Here is a 22,852-nt window from a genome sequence, read left to right on the forward strand (position 1 = left end):
AGTTATGCTCGATTAAGGGGCTATTTTTAGTTATCTAACGCACGTAGCGATTATTTACCTAATAAATGCAAGAAGTGAATGTGTTTTTCGTACTGGTCGAGAATATCATGAATAACCTGTTCTTTGGTCCAGCCCATCACATCATAATCCTGCCCACCTTCTTTAAGGTGAACTTCAGCGCGGTAATATTTTTGCTCTTCGCTTTTCTCATCATCACTATCTGCTCCCATGCCAGAAAGCGCAAAAGAAGGTTGGACATAGTAGCGCAAGCGAACTTCATATAGGAAATTCATGTCTTCGCCTAAATCAACTTCAAAGCCAATTCTGTCATCTTTATCATCATAGATATGACAAGTTGTATTCTGTTTCGCAAGCTCTTCAGAAACCATCTCCATTGAAGGATGAACGACCTCACCAAGGAAACGTTTAACCTGATTACGTTTTGGGAAATAAGCGATATTACGCAAACGGCGTTGCCATGGAATAGGGTTACGGCTTGCGGTTGGTGCGATTGTCGCAAGTTGCTGGCTATCACGCTTATAAGCATCAACACGTAATGCTTTGAATAGACCATAGATTGCCACTAAAAGTACCATCGCGAAAGGCAAGGCACTTGCAATGGTTAAGGTTTGTAAGGCTTGTAAACCACCTGCGAGTAATAACGTAATGGCCACGACGCCCATTAACCCAGCCCAGAAGATCCTCTGCCAAACCGGTGTATTTGAATCACCACCTGACGCTAAAGTATCGACAACCATTGCACCTGAGTCTGCGGATGTGACGAAAAACACAATGACCATCAGCATGGCAAAAAATGATAATACGGTAGAGAATGGGAAGTAAGTTAAAAACTCAAATAGTGCGAGGGATACATCCGACTGCACGGTTTCTGCTAATTTAACCGCATCTTGGTTTTTGATTAGATTGATCGCAGAGTTACCAAAGAATGTCATCCACATCAATGTAAAACCAGCAGGAACGAATAAGACGCCGGTGACGAATTCACGGATAGTACGTCCACGTGAAATTCGAGCAATAAACATCCCAACAAATGGAGACCAAGATAACCACCATCCCCAATAAAGTAATGTCCAGCCACCAAGCCAATCGCTCGATTTAGGTTCATAGGCATATAAATTAAAGGTTTTATTTACAATTTCGGATAGATAGCCACCCGTATTTTCTACAAATGATTTAAGTAATAAAACCGTTGGTCCCAGAGAGAGTACCAGTAGCATCAATATAAAGGCTAAACCTAAGTTTAATTCAGAGAGAATACGGATCCCTTTATCAAGACCAGAGACTACTGAAAGTGTTGCAAGACCAGTAAAAAGAACAATTAAAACAACTTGTACTGTCGGATTAACAGGTAAACCAAACAAATGATTCATACCCGCATTAACCTGCAACACACCAAATCCTAGTGATGTTGCGACGCCGAAAACGGTCCCCACGACAGCAAAAATATCAACAAAATGGCCGATCGGTCCATAGATACGCTCACCGATAATTGGATATAACGCAGAGCGTAATGTTAGCGGTAGCCCATGGCGGTAACTAAAAAAGGCTAAGATCAGCGCAACAATGGCATAGATTGCCCATGCATGTAGACCCCAGTGGAAGAAGGTCAAGCGCATGGCTTCTTTTGCGGCTTCGACGGTTTGAGGGTCACCAACAGGCGGATTGAGATAGTGCATTACAGGTTCTGCAACGCCAAAGAACATCAATCCAATCCCCATCCCCGCAGAAAAAAGCATAGCAAACCATGAAACATAGCTAAAATTGGGCTGCGCATGATCAGGTCCCAGTTTTATCTGTCCATAACGAGAGAGTCCCAGATAAGTCACACTCAAAAGAACGATAGCTACGGCTAAAATATAGAACCAGCTAGCATTATTGAAGAGGTTTTGTTGAAGATGACTTAGATGAGATTCTGCTATTTCAGGCATGAGGGCAGCAAAGCCGACAATCACCAAAATAACGAAAGCAGAGGTATAAAACACGGGAGGACTAATTTTTGAGCGAAATTTTTTCGAATCAGTACTATTTTGACTCATAACGACCTTCTTTGATTTTATTTTTGGCATACCAATAAATGAGCTGAGTATGCGGTGAGCTGTCCTTCTTAATGAACCAATGAAATTACGAAAGGGTCCCAATTGGGAAACGATAGAAAGAACAATAATGAAACAGTTTATAGAGATAGCGAAATGACAGATAGTTGACTGAGTTTGCTATCGATATTTTTTGACAGTTAATACCCCATTTGCAAAAAAACAGGCAGATATACTGCCATATGCCAAGATTAATTTCAAATAAACAGAAAATAGTGCTATTTTTCATGACAAATATAGTCTTATAAATCACATTATTAACTGTAATCATTGTTATGTTTTTGACTATTTAACAAAAAGTTAGATAAAACCCTCAGAAACGTTAATTAAGTTAACGTTGTTCATCCGATAATATGCAAAAAACAGCAAGATGAGCGAATATTGCGATCCCTTTATAGGGAATGGGGAGCAAACGTTTTTAACGTAGCTGGCTATCTTTACTCCCTCGACGATTATATCCGCTAAACGTTGCAGTTTTATTATCGAATATATTTTGGCAGGTTATACACAATTGAACGCCAGGAAGAGCCTGACGACGTGCAATAGGGATAGGTTCCCCGCATTCTAGGCAAAACTTAGCGCTTTCCCCTGTATGAAGTTGATTTCGTGCCTTAGTAATAGCGTCATTCAGTGTTGCGTCGATTTGTTCTTGAACCGCATTTTCATTAGCCCAACCATTAGCCATAATCGCCTCGTACAAAAAAGCATCACTTCAACTAATCATAGAGGCGAAAATAGAAAATTCAAGGGAGTAGAAGCTATGTTAATGATAAAACCATATAGATATGTGCCATTCCGTCCTCATCATAGCTATCTCCCTGAGTGTGGTAGCCTAAGGCCTCATAAAAAGCGATCGCAGTGTGCTGTGCGGATAACTCAATAGATTGGAACTGGTGCTCTTTGGCATATTGCTCAACAAACGTCATGAGCTTACGACCAAGGCCTTTACCTCTATGTTGCTTGAGAACAGCGACTCTACCCACTTTGATGGCCTTATGGGGGGATAAAATACAGCGCAGCACTGCAACGGGAGTATGGTCTATATAGAGTACGACGTGTAGCGCGTTGTCATCATATTCATCAACATCAATGTCAGCTGGGAAACCTTGTTCATGAGTAAACACCTGTTGACGTAGCTGAAAGGCATGATTGACAAGTTCCGGATAGGCATAGCCAACGCTATATTTTACTTGCATATTGTCCTCTATTGCTAAATGAGTCGTTTATATTATCGAGATTTGAAGCGTTATAGCAGTATGGAGATATAATACATACGATTTTTGTGCTCTCTATATTACAAGACTAGAGCACATAAAAAGCAGGCCGATGGAGGCCTGCTTTGAGGAAATAGAGTCAATGAGTAGATGATTACTTATTTTCTGATTTTAACTCTTCAGTCTTACTTTTAGCATCAGTGGCTAGCTCATCGGCTTTATTAATTGCATCGGTTTTCAGTTGTTGACTTTTTTCGGTGATTTTATCATTTGTTTCTGAAATTTTGTCTTTTGTTGACTCAGTGAGTTCATCTGCTTTTTTGTCGGCAGCTTCTTTTAGCTCTTTAGTCTTATCTGACAATTCATTTGCTTTTTCTGTCGCTTGTTTTTCAAGTTCATCGGCTTTCTGTGTAGCGCTATCTTTGAGGTCAGCGGCTTTCTGCTCACCTGACTCTTTTAGTTCTTTCGCTTTGTCGGACAGCTCATTCGCTTTTTCTGACGCTTGTTTTTCAAGTTCATCGGCTTTTTCTGTTGCCTTTTCTTTGATTTCAGCGGCTTTCTGTTCACCTGACTCTTTTATCTGCTCTACTTTTTCTTCAGCTTGCTTCATCGTTTGGTCTTTTTTTGATGAATCATCACAACCCGCTGCCATAGTGATAATACCTGCTAGAATAAGAGAGCCAAGCATTTTCTTTTTCATAAACATTTCCTTTAGCATGATGTGAGTGGATACGGACTGACTATAAGTAGCATGATATAAATATAACTCATATTTTTAAAAATTAAAAATCAGTTGGTTCTGAAGGTTTAAATTAAAGAATTAAAAGAAAAAATTATAACGAAAAATAAAATGAAAGCTTTAATGTCTCATATCAATATTTTTCTTAATATTAGAAATGCGATTGGTGATTTAGCTATAATTGAACTCTAGTATTAATCGGCAGTTAGAGAGTTATCTTTTTATTAAACGAAAATTAAGACAACCATAGGAATGCTAAAGGAAGTATTATATGAGTTATTACTATATGCTTGTTATTGTTAAGTTTATGATTGGTTTTGCTATTGTTCTTACTCATATGAATTTGTCGGGGAAAACCCAACTCTCTCAAATGACACCGATCGATTTTATTGGGAACTTTGTTTTAGGTGGGATCATCGGTGGTGTGATTTATAGCGATACGATCCCACTGTATCAGTATATTATTATACTGCTTATCGGCGTTTCATTTATTTCAGGGCTAAACTATTTAACCAAAAAATTTAACTTTATTCGTAATGTGACTATAGGTAATCCGATTCCCATTATTAGCAAGGGAAATTTCATCATGGAAAATATATTAGAAAAGGGAAATAAAATTGATATCTTGAATATATCATCAAAAATTCATGCACAAGGTGTGCACTCATTTCAAGAAATCTATTATGCACAGATTGAACCGGATGGGCAGTTAACCGTCATTTGTGATCCTACCAATATGCCATCTGTTATTGTTATGAAAGACGGTATTGCCAGAATCAATGAATTGAAGTCAGTAGAGAAAGATGAAGATTGGTTAGCCCAGCAAATGGCTAAGCGGGGAATTGAACATCCAGAATCGGTATTTCTTGCTGAATTTTGGCAAGGGGAAGTGAAATTCATCTTACAAGATGGAAAAATAAAGTAATCAGAAGAAACGCAAACATAAACATGAAGAGCCTTATGGCTCTTCATGTTGTGTACGGCTATTTTTTCAAATCATCATACAACATTAAAGATGACTTTTGCTCTGGATCGCCAATGTAGCGTGGCTGTGGTACAAACTCATGACTAAATAGACTTCTTTGCGGTATATAACCCTGATAGTTAAAACCAGCAAGATCAGACCATGAATAAATAAAATCCATAGTACTATAAGGCCTATCGGTTTTATCGTTTAAATTAAATTGATGATTTTGTAACCATTCTGGTGATTGCCATACTAGGAAAGGTACATTATAGATAACACGAGTTGGCTTACCTTCACTGCGTCCTAAAGTTTCATGAGGCGGTGTATCAAATACATCTTCACCATGATCAGAGAAAAAGACTAAAAACCCATTTTCTTTTGATGAGTCGAAATCCTTAATTAAAGATGAGACAATGTAGTCATTATAATGCTGTGCATTATCATAAGCATTGTAATCGGCAACCTCATTCTCTTTTAGGTTACTAGGAACTAGATTATCTCTATCTTTAAATACCGCTTTATCTTCAGGGTAACGGAATTCATAACGCATATGAGTGCCGAGCAAGTGAACAACGATAAATTTCTTTTCTGCGGGATCTGCCAGCGCTTCTTTAAATGGCGCTAGCACCACTTCATCATAAATACGTGAGCTTTGAGCCATATCGTTATTCAAATAATATTGCTTATCGGTTTGGCGAGAAAAGGCGGTTAGTAACGTATTTCGCTCAGTCATCGTTTGCTGATTAGTAATCCAGAATGTTTTAAACCCTGCTTGTTTCATCATATTTATGATTGAAGGGCGTGAATTAAACAGTTCAGGTTCAGTCTGAGAAGCAAAGGTCAAAATTTGTTGTAGAGCTTCAATAGTATAAGGGCGAGAACTCACAACATCTGTAAAGACAGATAAATTATCTGGATAATGTTGTTTTAATTGTTCTAGCTCTGGGGTTGTTTGGCGTGGGTAGCCATATAAACTCATCCTATCACGGCTTGTTGATTCGCCAATAACGAGAACAAACGTTCTTGGGGTATTTCCGTTAGCATCGATGAAGTTTTCCAATGGTGGGATTTTGCTATTATCACGAATCAGCTCTTCCATATTGGCTAATTGGTTTTTATATAGGAAATAACCACTAACAAACTGCCAAGGTGCAGCATAAGCAAGTTTGCTATTGACATAAGACATCACATTTGCGATTGGCCTATCTTGCTTAATTCCTTTGTTATAATAAGGAATTGCAAATAAGACTGTCAGCACCAATAACGAAACTAATAATCTCGCCGGTACAGGCATTGAGACTGGTTTAAGTCTCGTCCATAAGAAAATAGCCACAAGAGTGTAGAGAAGAATAGCGGCAATAACTTTAAAGCTAATGTACTGTTGTAAAAATTCACCGGCTTCGTTGGTATTTGTTTCAAACATAACGAACATCACGCTTTGTGATATTTGATGTCCATATACAACAAAATACGCCAGTGCGACGACAGATGAAAGCCAAAGAATAATACCGATAAGACCAGCAACTAATTTGATGCGTTGTGGAAAGAACAGGGCGGGCACTAACCAAAGCGTACTGTACAGTAAAGAATCTCTTAATCCGATGGTATTGCTTTGTCCGGTGATAACAACATAAATTTGCAATAAAGAGGAGAAGTACCAAAAATAAATAAGCAGCCAGAACAAGGCTGACCAACTAAATTTTTTCGTGTGCGTAGAATTAACCATATTTAATTGAACTCTTATACTCGTTATGCTGGGCGATTGAGAAGAAATGTCAAAAATCGTTTTTTAGATATTATCTTCGAATTTAAGTTCAATAAAATAATTAGCTAATAATTGATTTAGACTTGGTTGATGTTTGGTTATCAATCATCAAAAAAATACCATCAAAAAAAGAATGGCTTCATCGATTACGCTTATGTTTAACGGGGTGTTGATTGATGATTTCGTTTAAGAGGGGGATAGGTGCGGGTACAAGGAAGAATAAAAATGAATAGATTGAGCTAAAAGTTAAATGAAGCACGCCATTCAAACTAACATCATTGACCAACATGTGATATATAGGAGTTTATGTAATTCTAGGTGATCAGAGGGTGAAGGAAAAATGTCAGATAACGCATTTATTGTTTTTCTGAAATCATCCTTATTTATTCGATTAGTCATATCAATACTCATCATTGTTGATGGGTATATGATCATTAAGCCTGTGTTAGGTGCCTATACATACTATATTGATTGGCGAACCAATGGCTTCACTGAGTGGCTTAAATCTCTCGGCTTTATGAAATTGTTGGATATTCCCCGCTTTCTATTAGGAATATCTTTAGTCTTTTTATCATTTTTTATGATCAACGGTGCGCGAATAGCCTGGGTTTTCTCACTGTTGCTATTAGCCATTATTTCATTTGTTGATTTAAAAATTGCAACGGAAAATGTGCATCAAGGCTACTTCTCATTAGCGCTATTTATCGCTCTTAGTGTATTTTGGAAACGCTATCATCATCACAGCTTAACGAGTGCAGGCTTTGTCGCAATAACCTGTATTATCGCTTTGTTGCTCTATTCTATTTTTGGCACGCTTTATATTGGTGATGAATTTTTGCCTGTGGTTAAAGATGGATCGACCGCATTTTATTTTGCTTTAGTCTGTATGACGACGGTTGGTTTTGGCGATATTGTTCCTGTTTCAACAGATGCTCGGGTATTTACGGTCACTGTTATTATTCTTGGTATTACCATTTTTACAACATCAGTGGTTTATGTGGTTGGGTTACTCGCTAAGGGAACAAAGGAAATTGTTCGTAAGAGGTTTTCTTATATGAAAAATCATTATGTTGTTATCGGTAGTACACCGATGGCGGTAAGTGTTTATCAAGGACTCAAAAGCCGAGAACTGCCTGTTGCGGTTATTTGTCAAGAGAGCCATCGAACACACTATCCTGAGAAGGATAATATTGTGACGGGGGATCCGACAAGCACTGAGCTATTAGCTGAATCCAATGTTAAACAGGCTAAATACGTTTTAATCATGACGGATAGTGATGCTTTGAGTACTTTCGCTTTATTAGGTGTGAAACAGCTAGCGAAGGAAGGGGTAAAAACCATTGTATTGGTTAACCAAGAAAGCAATATGGATAAAATTCGTCTACTTAACCCTGATATGCTGTTTTCATTATCTTCACTCGGGGGAGAAGTTTTGATGAAGGTGCTTTGCGGTGAAACAATATCGAATGAAAGTATTAGTGATATTCTGTTAAATAAAGTGGTGAAAAGCCAATAGCACCGAGCAACTAACAGGAACAATATACTATGCTAACTGCCGAGAAAATCAGTTGTCAGCGGCAAGATAGAGTGCTTTTTCAGCAGCTTAATTTTACTGTGCAACCAGGACAAATTCTCCAAGTCGAAGGACCGAATGGCGCAGGAAAAACGACGTTATTACGCATGATAGCTGGACTTTTAAAGCCCGATGAAGGTGACATCTTATGGGAAAAGCAATCTATTCATCAGTTAAAAGAAGATTTTACTCGTCAATTACTCTATTTAGGGCATAAACCCGCCGTCAAATCATTACTCACTCCTTATGAAAACCTTCAGTTTTACTATCAAATGCATCATAAACATGCAGCGGGAGAGGGTTTATGGTCTGCTTTAGAAGAAGTGTCTCTGATAGGCTATGAAGATATTCCTGTCGGTCAATTATCTGCTGGGCAACAGCGTCGAGTTAATTTAGCAAGACTATGGCTAAGTGAATCCCCTTTATGGGTATTAGATGAACCTTTTACAGCGATTGATGTGGCGGGAGTAAAACGCTTAACGGAACGCTTTCATCAACATGCAGAGCAGGGGGGAATAATTCTATTCACTTCCCATCAAGCGATGTCGGGACACTTTGGAACGTTAAAACTGACAGGCGGGTATGAATAATGTTTTGGTTAGTCTTCAGAAGAGAGCTAAAAATAGCGTTTAGAAGTTTTTCGGAATTAGTGAACCCTCTATGGTTTTTCCTTATAGTGATTACATTATTTCCTTTAAGTATTGGGCCTGAGCCTCAGTTACTTTCACGTATTGCCGTAGGGATCTTTTGGGTCGCAGCCATCCTTTCCTCATTACTTTCACTTGAGCGTCTATTTAAGGATGACTATTTGGATGGTTCATTAGAGCAACTATTGTTAGCCCCTCATCCACTTTTTATAACGGTACTCGCGAAAGTGATTGCACACTGGTGTGTAACGGGGGTTCCCTTAATTTTATTATCACCTATTGCTGCATTGATGCTCTCTTTTGATGCGAGCACGCTATTAGTACTCGCAGGAACCTTATTACTTGGTACGCCTATTTTGAGTTTTATTGGGGCGATCGGTGCCGCCTTAACGGTATCTCTGAAAAAGGGCGGGGTGCTTGTCAGTTTACTTGTGTTGCCTTTATATATTCCCGTGCTTATTTATGCAACCGGAACAATGGAAGCTCATAGTTTTAATATGCCACTAAATAGCTATTTAGCTATTTTGGCTGCTTTGTTAGCCGCGAGTGTCACCCTTTCTCCCATCGCAATTGCCGCGGCATTAAAGCTTAATGTGAGTAATAGCTAATAGCCCAGTTAATATATCAAGTCGTCAACATATGCTAGGTCATTGGAATGTTTTTATTTACCTAGCATGTGTTGTTATATCTAATTTGTAATAAGTTGTGTCTTTTATATATATCCTTAAGTTAACGTTAACATTTGCAGTGCGTTATTTTTTATCTAATTGAATATTAATATATTTTCATTGTTTTATCTCATTGTGCTCGCTTGTGAAAAAGACTTTAAATATTGCGGGTTAGATGTATAATTTAAAGTGTGTTAAAAATATAAAGGATATATCAATGGATAATAGAGAACTAAATAGTATTGTTTCGTTATATTTTAAAAATTTGAGGAAAAAAAATGGAATGACTGGCTACCAATTAGCGAAAAAGCTTGGTTTGAGCCAGCAGCAACTTTCTCGTTATGAAACGGGTAAAGTGAATTATAATATCACGTTGATTAATCAATTAATGATAGAGTTAAACGGTGATTGGGCTGATTTTATAGCTAAAACTGTTAACGTTAACAATCAGATTGTGACTGAAAAAACGATAGAAGAGAATAATATATATCTGAAGGTTCTTAATAAAACACCGAAATACTATTGGTCATAACGTTATATCATTAACTAATTTTATCTTTGCTTGTCTTCTTAAATGGGTAATACTTTGAATGCAGTTTTCAGTACCGCATTATGGCAATAATTTATCGGATTCTATCGGGCATTAATTTTAATCTAGAGTGCATAATCACATGGATTAAAATACGTTATTTACGTGAGATGTATAAATACTGTTGAATTTCACATTACCCAACAGCTCATTCATTACAACAAAGTAAGAGTGGTTTCTTATTCGTTACATAATGGATGAGCTGAAATTTTTTATAGAACAGTTAATCTAATCTCATTTCTCTTTGATGCACATTAAGCTAAACCTTTCTTATAAAAAGCAAACATAAAGTAATCTTAACTAATCAAAAGAAATGATAAGCACATAGCTCAAATGTAACGGCTATAAACTAATTTTGATTTATGCCGCCATTGTATTATTAAAAGGAAGCGAGTATTTCGCCATTCAAACATTTTTATCTTATCTTTCTTTTGCACACGTCACGCTTTTCAAACCTTATTTATAAAAATTAAGCCAATCAGTCTCTGTTCTTCCTGAGTGCTCATCTGCTCTATTGGACTTTCCGTGCTCTATCTTTTTAGTAAGCAAGTATTAGCCATGAATTATGGCTAATATATTGTTGTAGGGGATCGCGGGAAAACTTAACGCGCTTTCCGTTGTACATAGGTTATGGTCAGAAAAATCCTAAAAAAATGTTTGAATATGAGTAATAACACCTATAAAGAGTACTTTTACTGAGCAAATAGATAATTACTAGGTTTATTTTTGAACAAATTAATCATTATCGGAGTAATTTTTCTGTTTGAATATTGTTGTTTATGTCTAAATGTAAATATAAAACCTTATTTTTAAAAAGGTTATACATATATCTTCTTGTTAATGTTGATTTTTTTGATTTTTTGTCTTCTGTCTTTGTTAAGAATACTTATTTTAATAGCTTTCCACTTTCTATTTATGGGTTTTGATTATCGAAATCGATTATACAAATTTACATGTTAGTTTTACTATCTCCCCACAATAAATTTTGAGCGTGAATTTGATTTATCCATTAAAGTATTTCAAAAATCATATTTATTCTTATATAGGGTAAGGTTTATGGATTATCTGGCAGATGAAATAAATAAAAAAATCGGGGCGTATATAAGAAGAATAAGGAAAGAAAAAAACTATTCGGGTTACCAGCTAGCTACAATGTTAAATGTTAGTCAACAGCAAGTTTCTCGTTATGAAACCGGCCAGACAAAACTTACTTTTGAAATGGTAGATGGCATACTGCTGGCATTAAATAAAACATGGAAAGATTTGTTTAATGCAGTAATGGATGAGCATGATAACGAAAGAATTAAAGATGCGATAAAAAAAGATAGGGTTTACTATCATATCTTAAATAATGTCTCCAATAAAATTTGGAACTGATTATAACTATTAGGTTTTTCATATCATATATTTTTTAATAATGACCTTAGGGTAGATGCTTATTTTTATATCCTATGTGTTTTGATCCATTAATCGTTTAGTAAATAGAATGATTATCATGGTTTTTTATTGTATTTAATAAAGAATCCTGATGACAGTATTCTTTATGCTATGCAATTAATTTTTTTGTGTAATAGATAAAAATAGAGAGAATAATATGTTTAATAAAAAAGTGACGTCAATCGTGCTTTCATCATTAATTGCAGCTTCTTTTGCCACAGTGGCGAATGCTGAGACTCGTACTGCTCAAGCAACTGCAACTTGGCAAGCAACAGCGATTAAAGATACAACGAGCATGTTAGTTGTAACTCCATTAAAAAGCCTAACCTTTAATTATGCTGAAGGTCAAAAAAGCTTTAACCAACAAAATGGTGCGTTCGACATTGCTATTCAAGGGCAAGCAGGCGCAACAGATTTTAAATTAGCATCAAAGATTGTTGCTAATACATTAGCAAGAACGACGGATGATTCTAAACTCACTGTTGGTGTTAAATGGAATGGTGAAGACCTCAGTAAAACAACAGACACAGTATTGATTGATACTTCAAAAAATCTGACATCTGGATTAGATAACTTAGCTGCTGATGGTATTTTCAATGGCTCTGAGCGTGCAACTGACCGTGGTGAATTTACATTCGTTATCGCGGGTGCTGAATCAGAAGGTGCAGCAGCTGACTTTAATTCACTCACTGATGGTACTTGGGATGGCGATGTAAAAGTTCAATTTACTGCTACGTGGGATGGTGATTTTTCTCCTGTTGAGCCGGCTCCAGAAGCATAATTGTTGATTCGCTTAGTCTATTAATTAACTGACACGATAAAGATAATATAAGGATATAGTATCTTTATCGTCTTTCTTTTTAAATTATTTATTATGATAAAGAAAACAACTGTAGCCGCAATATTATTATCATTATTACCATTGAAAAATAGTTTGGCTGTTAATGTCGGTAATATTACTGAAATTATTGACTCAAGCCAAGATACATTATCCAAAGAAGTCGAAAATACAGTTAATACAGCAAGATTAGTGAATTTAACTATCGAAAAAATAGATTCGCCTTTAGATAATGGAAAAGTAGTATCAGTAACTGATCCTAATGAAATATTATCAACACCTGCCAATTTAATTTTGCCAGGAAATGCTAAAGATGTATTTAAAATTATTTATCAAGGGCCAAAAGACGATAAAGAACGTTATTATCGCTTAAATTGGAAAGACGATCCTATTGGAGAAAGCACGGCAACAAAAAGCGCGAAATCTGCATCGGCGACGACTTCAGCAACAATTAGTACCATACTTGTCGTATCGCCTAGAATAGAAAAATTCAATTATAAATATGCAAACTCACAGATTTCTAATACAGGAAATAGTACGTTTCGAGTTGTTGCATCTGGTCCTTGTTTAGCATCAAAACAAAAAAGTGGTGTGGATGGGATATGTCGAGAGCGTTATTACTTGATGCCTAATTTAGCGGTGAAATTACAATTTGTCGATCTCACAAATAAGAAATCTAGTGTAGGTATTTGGCACAAAGGAGAGTTCATTGTTGTCAAATAATGAATAATAGGCTTTAATCATGCGTAAGAGTGTTCTTGCTATATCAATAATGAGTATTATTTTTTCCAATTCTATTAATGCTAATGACATAAAAAGCATTAAAATTGGCGGGTATATTATTCCTCCTGCATTTGTTATGGCCTTAGAGGAAGGCATGTCTGTGCCAGTATTCTTACGATTAAACGATGCGGCTAGTAGCAATCAAAGCGAAGATAAAATTGCCGATGCAGTTATTGTTATTGAACATGATAAAATAAAATTAGCAAGTATTCATATTATTGATTCAACACAAGGACCACAATTAAATAGCTTACTTATCGAAACATTAGAAAAGAAGAATAATGTGTTTTTTGACGAAAACAGTGATATTTCTATTGATAGTAATGCGACTTTGAAATTGAATATATCTTCATTTAACTTATCTCTAGATGTAGATAAAGCAGCATTCTCCCCTAAAGAACGCGTTAGACGATTTTCACTTGGTGATTCGTCAGTAAATAGGTTTTCAGCCGTTGCCAATTATGATTTGGGGGTTTTCCAAAGCCATGTAAAGAACGCAAAAAACTCATCCAGTAGCTATTTCAATTTAGATACGTTATTTGCCGCTGCCGAGCATCATATAAATATTAATGCTTCAGCTTATAGTATTGGCAAGTCAAATTCTAACGTTGAGCTTTATCGGGCTATGTATGAGCGTGATTTTAATGGTCTTCGCTTTGCATTAGGTCTGATGAGTACATGGAATTTACAGTCTATTGCCAGTTTAACAACGCTAAGTAGTAGTAAAATTTATGCGGCATCAATTGGTAATCACTCATCAAGTGTTGTGGCAAATAAACAGCAATCGCTAACACCGATATATGCGTTTTTAAATAGTCCTGGTGAGGTTCGAATTTATCGGCAGGGCAAGTTATTAAATATCCAAAATTTCCCGATGGGTAACTATGAGGTTGATACGAGTGTATTACCTTATGGTATTTATGATGTCACCATTGAAACGGTTGTAGATGGCAAAGTGGTAACGACACAGAACCAAACGATTAATAAGTCATTCGGAGCGATAGGACGAAATTTCGATAAAACAAACTGGGAATTATACGGCGGCTATGTTGATTTTGATAAAAAATATTATGTCAGAAATGAAAATTCCCATAGCCAATCACCAGAAAAGAGTTATTTATTAGGTATCTCTATTGCTAGAAGTTTTCCGGTACTGTCCGGTTTAAGCTTAACGATGTCTAATTATGGTTTTGACAAATTTTTTGTTAATGAAACCAGTATCAATGTGGCTTTAAATGAGTACATCTCTCTTTCATGGCAAGGCATGATGGAAAATCATGGTAGCCATAGAAATATTGGAACTGTTTCTCTGACGATACCTGAAGGATACGGTTCTCTGTGGGCATCAAGAGAAAAAACAGTTATTAAAGGCGATTTACCCCTTTATGACGCGGATAGCTATTCCTATGGTGGTACTTTCAATTTTGACAAAATTATTGATCGAGCAGGGACTTTTACTATCAGTAATACCAAAGACCGTCGTGTAGGCAGCGATTCAATTAACTATGAATATGGCAATACATTATTTTCTGGTCGTTATGGTACGGTTGGATTAAGAGCTGGCGTTCAACGTTATCATTATGATAACCAAAGCAGTACAAACGAAAAATACATTAATCTCGATTTCTCATTGCCCCTATCGACTTGGTTAAGCACGGGGGTTTCATCGACCAATGGTAATATCAAAGCTAATATTTATGCGAATAAGAACTTTGAAGATTCACCAATTACAAATGCAGGGCTTTCTGTTTCGAAGTTAGTCCGTGACAAGAATAATGGCGAGTCTGATTTTTCTACATTAGCTTATGCTTCTTACGATATGAAATATAACTCAGGAACGATCACTGTTAATCGTCCTGATGGTGATAGGCTAAATGGTAATTTAACGTCTAGAGGTTCTATTGCTTATAGTGATGGCACGATCATGCCTAGTGGTCAACAAGGTAAATCAGGGATCATTATAAATTCAGCGATCACGGGTAATGGCAGCATGGTTGCAAAAGTTAACGGTCAAAATTATCCAATTAGTGGGAAAAATACGTTTATTCCGCTATCGCCATATTCAGATTATGAGATTCAATTAATGAATGATGGGAAATCTAAAGATAGTTTTGACATTATTTCAGGAAGAAATAAGTCTGTGACATTATATCCGGGTAATATCGCTTTCTATCAACCCGAAGTTAGGCAACTCGTCACCGTCTTTGGTCGACTCAAATCACCTGACGGTGAATTTATTAAATATGCTTCAATTCGTAATCATATTGGTAGAACAAGAACCGATAAGAACGGTGAATTTTCAATGGATGTCGATGTTCGTTATCCTGTCATTTCTCTCTTACAAGATGATGAAAAAACAATTTGTGAGGCAGATTTAAATTTAGAAGGTGCACGCGGTGCTTTGTGGGTTGGTGATGTCACCTGCGAACCTCAATCATCTCTTGCAAAAAGATAGTGAGAATTTTAAATGAATAAAAATATACTTTTTATATTTTTCATTTGCTCCATATTAAATGGTTTAACAAGTGTGACTGCTATTGGGGCGAATGTGTCTAATAGCTATGTTTTTATAGAAAACAACGTTGACAATGAATTTTTTATTACCCCAAGAACAACAGACCCGCGTTTCTCGGGATCGAATAAATATACTCGATATTCTGGTGATTCACAGCGAAGTTTAGGGTATATGGGATATGTGAATACTGGAATTGTCGCGAATCGTAATATTGATATTTGGTTAGAAAACTCGCAAATAGATAGACCTTTTACGGGAAACCGATGTATGCGGGGTTATTGCAATGATAATAGCGGGTATTGGCCAGCTCAGTATCTTGGTAAAGATGGCGCGTATAAAATCGTACAGAGTAATACGAATGGCCAGTCCAATTATGCTCGAGGCATATTCAGTGATTCCGCATATCAATATTTTCTCACATTACCTGTTGGTTCAGCAGAGACATACAGTTATCGAGCTTGTATGACCACGACAGATTACGATCCAAGTAAGGGGGAGTCTTGTCGAAGTGTTGGGGGGAACATTATTGCTTCTCATGAATTTAATATTACGAAATCAGGTCATATCAAATTAACGTCAACGGGGGCGTTACAAGAAATTTTTATTGATAGTAATGGTAACCCAAGCATTGGTCTTGGTTCTCAATTTTGCCGTATAGGTATTATTGGTAATCAAAATGGGATTATTTGCCAAGTTATAGATCATGAAACAAAAGGCGATATATTTAATAATATTCGTCTGAGTTTAAAAATAAATTCAACACTAATACCGTTTACACCAGCTGCAAACAGTATTCTGATAGGCCCTGATGATGGGACAAATCGGTGGTATAATTATAATACAACATATCAAGCAAACTATTATTTTCAAAATAGTAATAAGCATGTATCTATTTTTTTATCGAACACTTTTTTGAAATTACTAATATCTAGAGGTATTGATTTTACTAATAGCCAAGAGTTTTTTACCTTTTCATTTACAAATACTGCGGTACCTGAATCAGGCTATTATGAATTTACACCTTCCAATATGCTAATTATTAAACCTAGAGATTATGGAATTAGCATTATACCAACAGATTTTAACCCGAAGCAGTCTAAAACAGGAAAGGTTGGAAATGATGAACCTCCTATTGAATTTAATTACATTGTGACGACAAGTGGCCCAAGACAGGCGGATTCAATTACAGCAAAAGTCGATGGTCCAACGATAACCTTAAAAGGACGAACATATTGCCTTTTCTCTTCGGATGATGACAAATTCAAAGTGCCTTTTTCTGCTTATTTATCATTTAAAAATGAAAATGGCTCACAGTCTTCTTATCGGGCAAATTGCGATAGTAATGAAATATCACTGAAAAATGCATTTTGGGAAGAAACGCCATGGGATAAACCTAATCAAGATTTAGGCTCTTTTTATAGAACTCATTTAGATCTATCGTTTCCCATGAATGATTCCAACTCATTTTTTACATTAGATGGTATTGATTGGCTCGGAACAGTGTCTGCTAGCGGAACGGTAGTCGTGAAAGCCATTTGGACAGGTCCAGATATTCAATAGTACTGTTCGAGAATCGTGTTATCTCTTATGTTTGAATAAATACACTGACTTTAATTTAGTGTGGTCAATGATATGCTTAAAAACAATGGTCATTCTTTACTGGGCAGCCTATTTTTTATGGTGTTACTCTTATTCTATAAGCAGGCTTATGGGCTATACATTGATGCTGATATTTCCTCTGTAGAATCAGGTGAGACGTTTTTGTCGAAGTCATATGTTAATGATACAAAAACAACTAACTTATACAGCTTTAGTGCATATAAGATTGATAAACCAGGGAACGATGAAGTTGGAGAAGAAATCAGTAATGGAGAGATTATTTTTACACCCTTAAAGAAAATTTTACTACCGGGAGAACGGGAGTTTTTTAAAATATTTTATCGTGGAAAAGAAGATGACCAAGAACGTTATTACAAAATTATTATCAGTGAAACGCCATTTGAAGTAAAAAATTCTGGGGCACAAAAAAAGCAGCCATTATTCTATCCAACGATAAGCTTAGAAACCTATCTAGTAGTAAGGCCTAAAAATCCTAATTTCAAATATGACTTTAGGCAAAATGAAGGTGTGTTAAAAAATACGGGTAATACCTATTTTAGAGTCATTTTACATGATAATTGTGAATCTAATGAAGATGATATTCCTTATGTACTCTACTTGTTACCCCAACAGGCGTATCGGGACGCAAGATTAAAAAAGAAAAGCCATAAATACATTGTTGCTTTTGATAAATATTATCCAATAGGTAATTGTGATTAATATTAAACTCACCCAAACATTGCAATTTATGGGAAAGTTAGTTTGGAGATCGCCATATATTAAAACAAATAATACATGGCGTTCATACTCACTCACTTTCATTTGTTCGATAACTAGGCGCCAAAATTGGGAGTAATGATATCAATCGCGTCTGTACAGATAGCATCGACACCCCATGCTAAAAGCTGAGAGGCACGAGCAGGAGAGTTAACCGTATATACTAAAATATATAATCCAAAGTCTTTTAGTTGCTTAATGCGTTTTTCATCGAGTAATTCGTGATTTAAATGGATTGATAGACAATCAAGGTGTGTTATTAGCGCTTGCCAATCTTCTCGCCATTCATCTAATAACAATCCTCTTGGTAGTTCAGGTGCTGCTTGCTGAGCGGCTTCTAATGCTTCAATGGAAAAAGAGGAAAGTAAAGGCGCTGTTTGTTTTTGCCATAATTGACGTGCGGCTAGTGCAACAACTCTTCCTGTTTCTGATTCTAAATTTTCGGTTGGTTTTATTTCGATATTTGCCATCATTCCATATTGCTGGCAACGTGCTGCAACCTGAGAGAGTAATGGTAATGGCTCACCTGCAAATATTTGACCAAACCAACTTCCTGCATCAATTTTTGACAGTTGTTCCCAATCTAATTCACCCGCGATACCTTGGCCATTGCTTGTACGTTCAAGCGTGTCATCATGGAGTAAAAATATTTGTTTGTCTTGAGATAGTTTTGCATCAAATTCAATCATTGTATGACCGAAACTAGCACCAACATCAATAGCTGCAAGGGTATTCTCTGGTGCTAGCATACCACCACCACGGTGAGCGACAATTTTAGGATAGGGCCAAGATTTCATATATTTTGTCCATCGGCTATTAAAGGTGAAAAAGAGAATTGCTTTTCAGGTAAGTATAATCATAACGTTTAGTTTATTAACTAACGAACAATCTTTTAGACTCGATATATGATATTCATGAAAAGCACAGATGAATAGTGCATCTTTTTGCGAGTGTATTCAAAGGCGAATGAGTATATTTTGGTTAAAAATAGCTAAAAATAAGGTCGTTGCCATCATCCGCGTGTCGCGTTATTTTAAGTGCTCATTTATATTTGTCTAAGTTGGAAAATTAGATGCATTTACTATCAAGTCACTTCAAGTATTCATTATTGCCCTCTGATTTCCTTTTGCCAAATGAGCATGTGTACTGTAGGCAGATAAGTTTCGAGATAACCGACATTGATGAAACAGATTTTACTTTTCATCAAGTCGCATTGCCATTAGCCTTCAATAATATGGTTCCTAAACGCAGGTGTGAGTATTTAGCAGGGCGGATCTGTGCAAAAATGGCATTAAAGCAGTATAAAACGGAAGAGCATTACGAAATTATCAGCAATCCTGATAGAAGTCCTTGTTGGCCAAATGGGATCATTGGTTCAATTACCCATACAGAATCGATAGCAGCTGCCTGTATAGCGAGTGAGTCTACACATACCAATATTGGTATTGATTGTGAGAAAGTTATAAGTTCTGATTTATGTAAAGAAATTGAGCATCAAGTTTTGGTCGCTCATGAATTCGATATCTATAGAAAAATAAAATTTTCAAAGGAATTATTTGTTACATTAATTTTTTCTGCAAAAGAGTCAATATTTAAATCTCTTTATAAAGACGTTAGGGAGGTTTTTGATTTTAATACAGCCATGTTGATTGAATTGACCCATGATAATTTGAAATTTGTTTTAACAAAAAAGCTTGCTAAGAGATGGAATGTGGGAGATAAAATAAATATTCAATATAGAGTTATCGATAATCATGTTTTTACATCGAATAATATCAAAATGGTAGAGTAGCTAGAGTAATAAAAAGATAAATGAAAGAGATAATTCGAGCCTATGATAACCTAATAGCTGTAATTAATAAGGTTTATTATTTTTGTTGATAAACTGTTTCTTTAACGAAAATTTTCCTGCCTAAGAATAGATAAACATTTAAAATTAACGCTTAAGAAATCCCACACAAACATAAAGTATATTTTATGTTATTATCTACACCACTTTTATTTTATCAGATCTAGATCTGATTTTTTTCACTCTAAGATAATTCCTAAACAAATCCCCGTCAAATCCTCAATATAAATTAAACTTATAAATCAACTAGTTGTAATGATGGCGCTTAAAGGTAATACGCACTTATTGCTAATTTGACATAAGTTTACAAGCATGCTAAAAGAAATGGATGTGATTATCATTATCATTATCATTATCATTATCATTTGTAAAAACATTAATAAAAGTGCTGATTTTAATGAGGGGACTATTGGATTATTTTGGGCGGTAGCTAGGTTTTTCGTTGTAACATTTCATTAACAATAATAATAGTTTCATCATGTTTATATGGATATGATGGAACATAAAAATAAAAAATTTAGCGCGTTATACGCAAGGATATGTCAAATCATTAATATTAAGCTGTTAGATGTATTTACTTGTTCTGCTTATATATATATTTAAACTCTATTATTTAATTAAGTCTTAAAATATAAAGATAGCCTTTGCAGGTGAGTTTTTATATATAACTATAATATAGCATTTTGAATTTACTATATAATTTACCAACTACATATTAGGTGTCTATTAAAAATGAATAAAGTTAAATTTAAATTAAGCTCTCTTAGCTTACTTCTCATTTGTTGTTCTAGCTCATTGAGTGTCGCGAATGAGATAGATAAAAAAAACAATACAGAAAATACGGATAACCTAGAAAATTCTGATGAAATAGTTGTAATAGGTGAAAGGTTTAATCGTAGAGCTGTTGAGACCGGTGCTAGTATTAATATCATCACAGCTAAAGAATTAGAGAAACGTCCCGATTTATATTCGCTAACACAAATACTTAAACAGACACCAAATATAATTGATACGGGGTTAGGTAATGAATTACCGACCATTAGAGGTATCGATGGCTCAGTATCTCCTGGCGCGATGGCGTTTTTTACTGGTGCAAGACCACGTATAAATGTCCAAATTGATGGACGGACTTCAAACTACAATGAATTGGCTTTTGGTACCAAATCTTTATGGGACATGAAGCAAGTGGAAGTGTATCGCGGTCCTCAAAGTTATGCTCATGGGCGTAATGCTATTGCAGGTGCAATAGTGATGCAAAGTAAAGATCCGATAAATGAATATGAAAGTGCGGTAAAAGTAGATTATGGAAATCAGCATCGTCGACAATATGCTGCCATGGTCTCTGGGCCTGTTGTTGATGAAGAGTTATTATTCCGTCTAAGTGTTGATAGGCAAGAGAGAAAATCATATGAAAAATTGGCTGATTACTATCCTGCTGGTGATTCGAGTAAATTCGAAGCGACAACGACTCGAGCTAAATTGGTATGGTTACCTTCAGCATTACCCGATTTCTACACTTCTTACACTTTTTCCCATATTGACTCTCGGGCACCGCAAGGCGAATTTAAATCTAATACGGTAGCGGATACATACCGTGCTGTATTCCAAATTAGATCGGCTACAAACATTTGGGATATGGGATACCAAATAAACGATAACTGGAAATTTGAAAATAAAGCAATCTATACAAATTATATTCAGGACCGTTATTCACTACCCACAGGGGGACCTGCAAGGGTTGAAGGCCATGAAACACAAATTGAGCCGATATTAAAATTTGATAATGGAAGCTATAGAGGGCTGCTTGGGCTATTTTATTTTAATGCGCCTCAGGATGAGCGAGTATTACTCATGGTTCCAAATTCATATAAAGATAAGACGACGACAAAGGCAGTTTATGGTGAGCTAACATTTGAGCCAGTACAAAATATTGAAGTAAACATATCTACACGTTATGAGCAAGAAGAACACTCACGAACTGGGGGAAGTCTTTTTGCCGTGAACTACAAAGATAAAGAAAATATCTTCTTACCAAAATTTGATGTTGCATATTTAATCAGTAATGATCAACGTGTCGGGGCTAAGGTTGCAAGGGGATATAATCCTGGGGGAGCCGGCATTTCATTTCAACCTCCATTTGCAACATATGAATATGATGCTGAATATGTATGGAACTACGAGCTCTACCATAGATGGATCTCTGACGATAAGCGCCTTAGTGTCAATACCAATATATTCTATAATGATTATAAAGACTTACAAGTGCCATACTATAATATTTCAGGCAATACGGTCGTTGATAATGCGAATAAAGCGATAACATATGGAGCAGAACTAAATGTTAATTGGTTAGCTACCGATGAACTAAATTTATACGCAGGTCTTGGGTTACTCAAAACTAAGATCAAAGAATATAAAAAAAATGAAAGTTATGAAAATAATAAATTAAGTCGCTCACCAAGTTATACATTAAATGTAGGGGGGAGTTATGAACTACCAAGGGGATTTGAGGTGGGGGCTAACGTAAATTACACAGGCGATTATTATTCCTCTGTATCAAATAGTAAAGAGTCAAAAATTAATGCCTATTCACAAGCTAATGCATATTTAGCTTATAATTTTAAATATGGAAGAGTAGCACTTTACGCTGATAATACTTTTGATTCAGATAAAAAAGTGAAAGTTATTACAGGTGGATATACAACATATCAACAGCCGCGAGTCGTAGGTATTACGGCTGAACTAAAATTCTAACTCATTAAGAAAAATGGTGTGATT

General features: G+C 35.9%; 19 protein-coding genes. 13 read left to right on the forward strand and 6 right to left on the reverse strand.

Going from position 1 to position 22,852, the window contains the following annotated elements; genetic code table 11:
• Positions 1-50: 50 nt before the first annotated feature.
• From ACWPW6_RS03995 to ACWPW6_RS04010, 4 genes are all read right to left on the reverse strand, one after another.
• On the reverse strand, positions 51-2,057 hold the full coding sequence (locus ACWPW6_RS03995) for a BCCT family transporter (protein WP_249999929.1): 2,007 nt from the start codon (positions 2,055-2,057) through the stop codon (positions 51-53).
• 475 nt (positions 2,058-2,532) lie between these two features.
• Complete coding sequence (locus tag ACWPW6_RS04000) at positions 2,533-2,799, reverse strand: DksA/TraR family C4-type zinc finger protein (protein WP_154623328.1); 267 nt, start codon at positions 2,797-2,799, stop codon at positions 2,533-2,535.
• Positions 2,800-2,872: 73 nt separating this feature from the next.
• The gene (locus tag ACWPW6_RS04005; protein WP_249999931.1) at positions 2,873-3,310 is read right to left on the reverse strand and encodes a GNAT family N-acetyltransferase; all 438 of its coding nucleotides are present in this window, start codon (positions 3,308-3,310) and stop codon (positions 2,873-2,875) included.
• 172 nt (positions 3,311-3,482) lie between these two features.
• A complete protein-coding gene (locus ACWPW6_RS04010) occupies positions 3,483-4,028 on the reverse strand; it encodes a hypothetical protein (RefSeq protein WP_163860741.1) in 546 nt (181 codons plus the stop codon).
• Positions 4,029-4,338: 310 nt separating this feature from the next.
• On the opposite strand from ACWPW6_RS04010, the gene ACWPW6_RS04015 reads away from it, so the two are divergent.
• Positions 4,339-4,992 (forward strand): DUF421 domain-containing protein, encoded by a 654-nt coding sequence (locus ACWPW6_RS04015; RefSeq protein WP_154621789.1) that lies wholly within the window; start codon positions 4,339-4,341, stop codon positions 4,990-4,992.
• A gap of 58 nt (positions 4,993-5,050) precedes the next feature.
• Here ACWPW6_RS04015 and cptA read toward each other — a convergent pair whose 3' ends face one another.
• On the reverse strand, positions 5,051-6,760 hold the full coding sequence (cptA, locus tag ACWPW6_RS04020; protein WP_154621790.1) for a phosphoethanolamine transferase CptA: 1,710 nt from the start codon (positions 6,758-6,760) through the stop codon (positions 5,051-5,053).
• Between the two features lie 379 nt (positions 6,761-7,139).
• Here cptA and ACWPW6_RS04025 point away from each other — a divergent pair, with 379 nt between their 5' ends.
• The 10 genes from ACWPW6_RS04025 to ACWPW6_RS04070 all read left to right on the forward strand — a co-directional run bounded on the left by ACWPW6_RS04025 (position 7,140) and on the right by ACWPW6_RS04070 (position 18,168).
• Positions 7,140-8,315, forward strand: coding sequence for an ion channel (locus tag ACWPW6_RS04025; protein ID WP_154621791.1), 1,176 nt, complete (start codon positions 7,140-7,142; stop codon positions 8,313-8,315).
• 29 nt (positions 8,316-8,344) lie between these two features.
• Positions 8,345-8,962, forward strand: coding sequence for a cytochrome c biogenesis heme-transporting ATPase CcmA (gene ccmA / locus ACWPW6_RS04030; protein ID WP_154621792.1), 618 nt, complete (start codon positions 8,345-8,347; stop codon positions 8,960-8,962).
• Complete coding sequence (gene ccmB / locus ACWPW6_RS04035; protein WP_196713828.1) at positions 8,962-9,627, forward strand: heme exporter protein CcmB; 666 nt, start codon at positions 8,962-8,964, stop codon at positions 9,625-9,627. The genes ccmA and ccmB overlap by 1 nt, the downstream gene beginning before the upstream one ends.
• Before the next feature lie 277 nt (positions 9,628-9,904).
• The gene (locus ACWPW6_RS04040; protein WP_154635646.1) at positions 9,905-10,219 is read left to right on the forward strand and encodes a helix-turn-helix domain-containing protein; all 315 of its coding nucleotides are present in this window, start codon (positions 9,905-9,907) and stop codon (positions 10,217-10,219) included.
• 1,113 nt (positions 10,220-11,332) lie between these two features.
• Positions 11,333-11,653, forward strand: a complete 321-nt coding sequence (locus tag ACWPW6_RS04045) for a helix-turn-helix domain-containing protein (RefSeq protein WP_154635647.1) — start codon at positions 11,333-11,335, stop codon at positions 11,651-11,653.
• A gap of 217 nt (positions 11,654-11,870) precedes the next feature.
• Positions 11,871-12,494: a common pilus major fimbrillin subunit EcpA gene (ecpA, locus tag ACWPW6_RS04050; protein WP_154623300.1), complete on the forward strand. Its 624-nt coding sequence runs from the start codon at positions 11,871-11,873 to the stop codon at positions 12,492-12,494.
• A 96-nt stretch (positions 12,495-12,590) separates the two neighbouring features.
• Positions 12,591-13,274 (forward strand): EcpB family pilus assembly chaperone, encoded by a 684-nt coding sequence (locus ACWPW6_RS04055; protein ID WP_454210131.1) that lies wholly within the window; start codon positions 12,591-12,593, stop codon positions 13,272-13,274.
• Positions 13,275-13,293: 19 nt separating this feature from the next.
• Complete coding sequence (locus tag ACWPW6_RS04060) at positions 13,294-15,789, forward strand: TcfC E-set like domain-containing protein (protein WP_247047754.1); 2,496 nt, start codon at positions 13,294-13,296, stop codon at positions 15,787-15,789.
• Positions 15,790-15,801: 12 nt separating this feature from the next.
• Positions 15,802-17,409: a fimbrial protein gene (locus ACWPW6_RS04065; protein ID WP_230085829.1), complete on the forward strand. Its 1,608-nt coding sequence runs from the start codon at positions 15,802-15,804 to the stop codon at positions 17,407-17,409.
• A gap of 117 nt (positions 17,410-17,526) precedes the next feature.
• Positions 17,527-18,168 carry a fimbrial protein gene (locus ACWPW6_RS04070; protein ID WP_454210133.1) on the forward strand — a complete coding sequence of 214 codons (642 nt, stop codon included), beginning with the start codon at positions 17,527-17,529 and terminating at the stop codon, positions 18,166-18,168.
• A 113-nt stretch (positions 18,169-18,281) separates the two neighbouring features.
• Here the strand turns inward: ACWPW6_RS04070 and ugpQ are convergent, their stop codons facing one another.
• A complete protein-coding gene (ugpQ, locus tag ACWPW6_RS04075; RefSeq protein WP_249999939.1) occupies positions 18,282-19,022 on the reverse strand; it encodes a glycerophosphodiester phosphodiesterase in 741 nt (246 codons plus the stop codon).
• A 275-nt stretch (positions 19,023-19,297) separates the two neighbouring features.
• On the opposite strand from ugpQ, the gene ACWPW6_RS04080 reads away from it, so the two are divergent.
• Complete coding sequence (locus tag ACWPW6_RS04080) at positions 19,298-20,017, forward strand: 4'-phosphopantetheinyl transferase family protein (protein ID WP_249999942.1); 720 nt, start codon at positions 19,298-19,300, stop codon at positions 20,015-20,017.
• 789 nt (positions 20,018-20,806) lie between these two features.
• Positions 20,807-22,828 carry a TonB-dependent receptor gene (locus tag ACWPW6_RS04085; RefSeq protein WP_249999946.1) on the forward strand — a complete coding sequence of 674 codons (2,022 nt, stop codon included), beginning with the start codon at positions 20,807-20,809 and terminating at the stop codon, positions 22,826-22,828.
• The last annotated feature ends 24 nt before the right edge of the window (positions 22,829-22,852 follow it).

The sequence above is a fragment of the Providencia sp. Marseille-Q8014 genome, assembly GCF_965112055.1.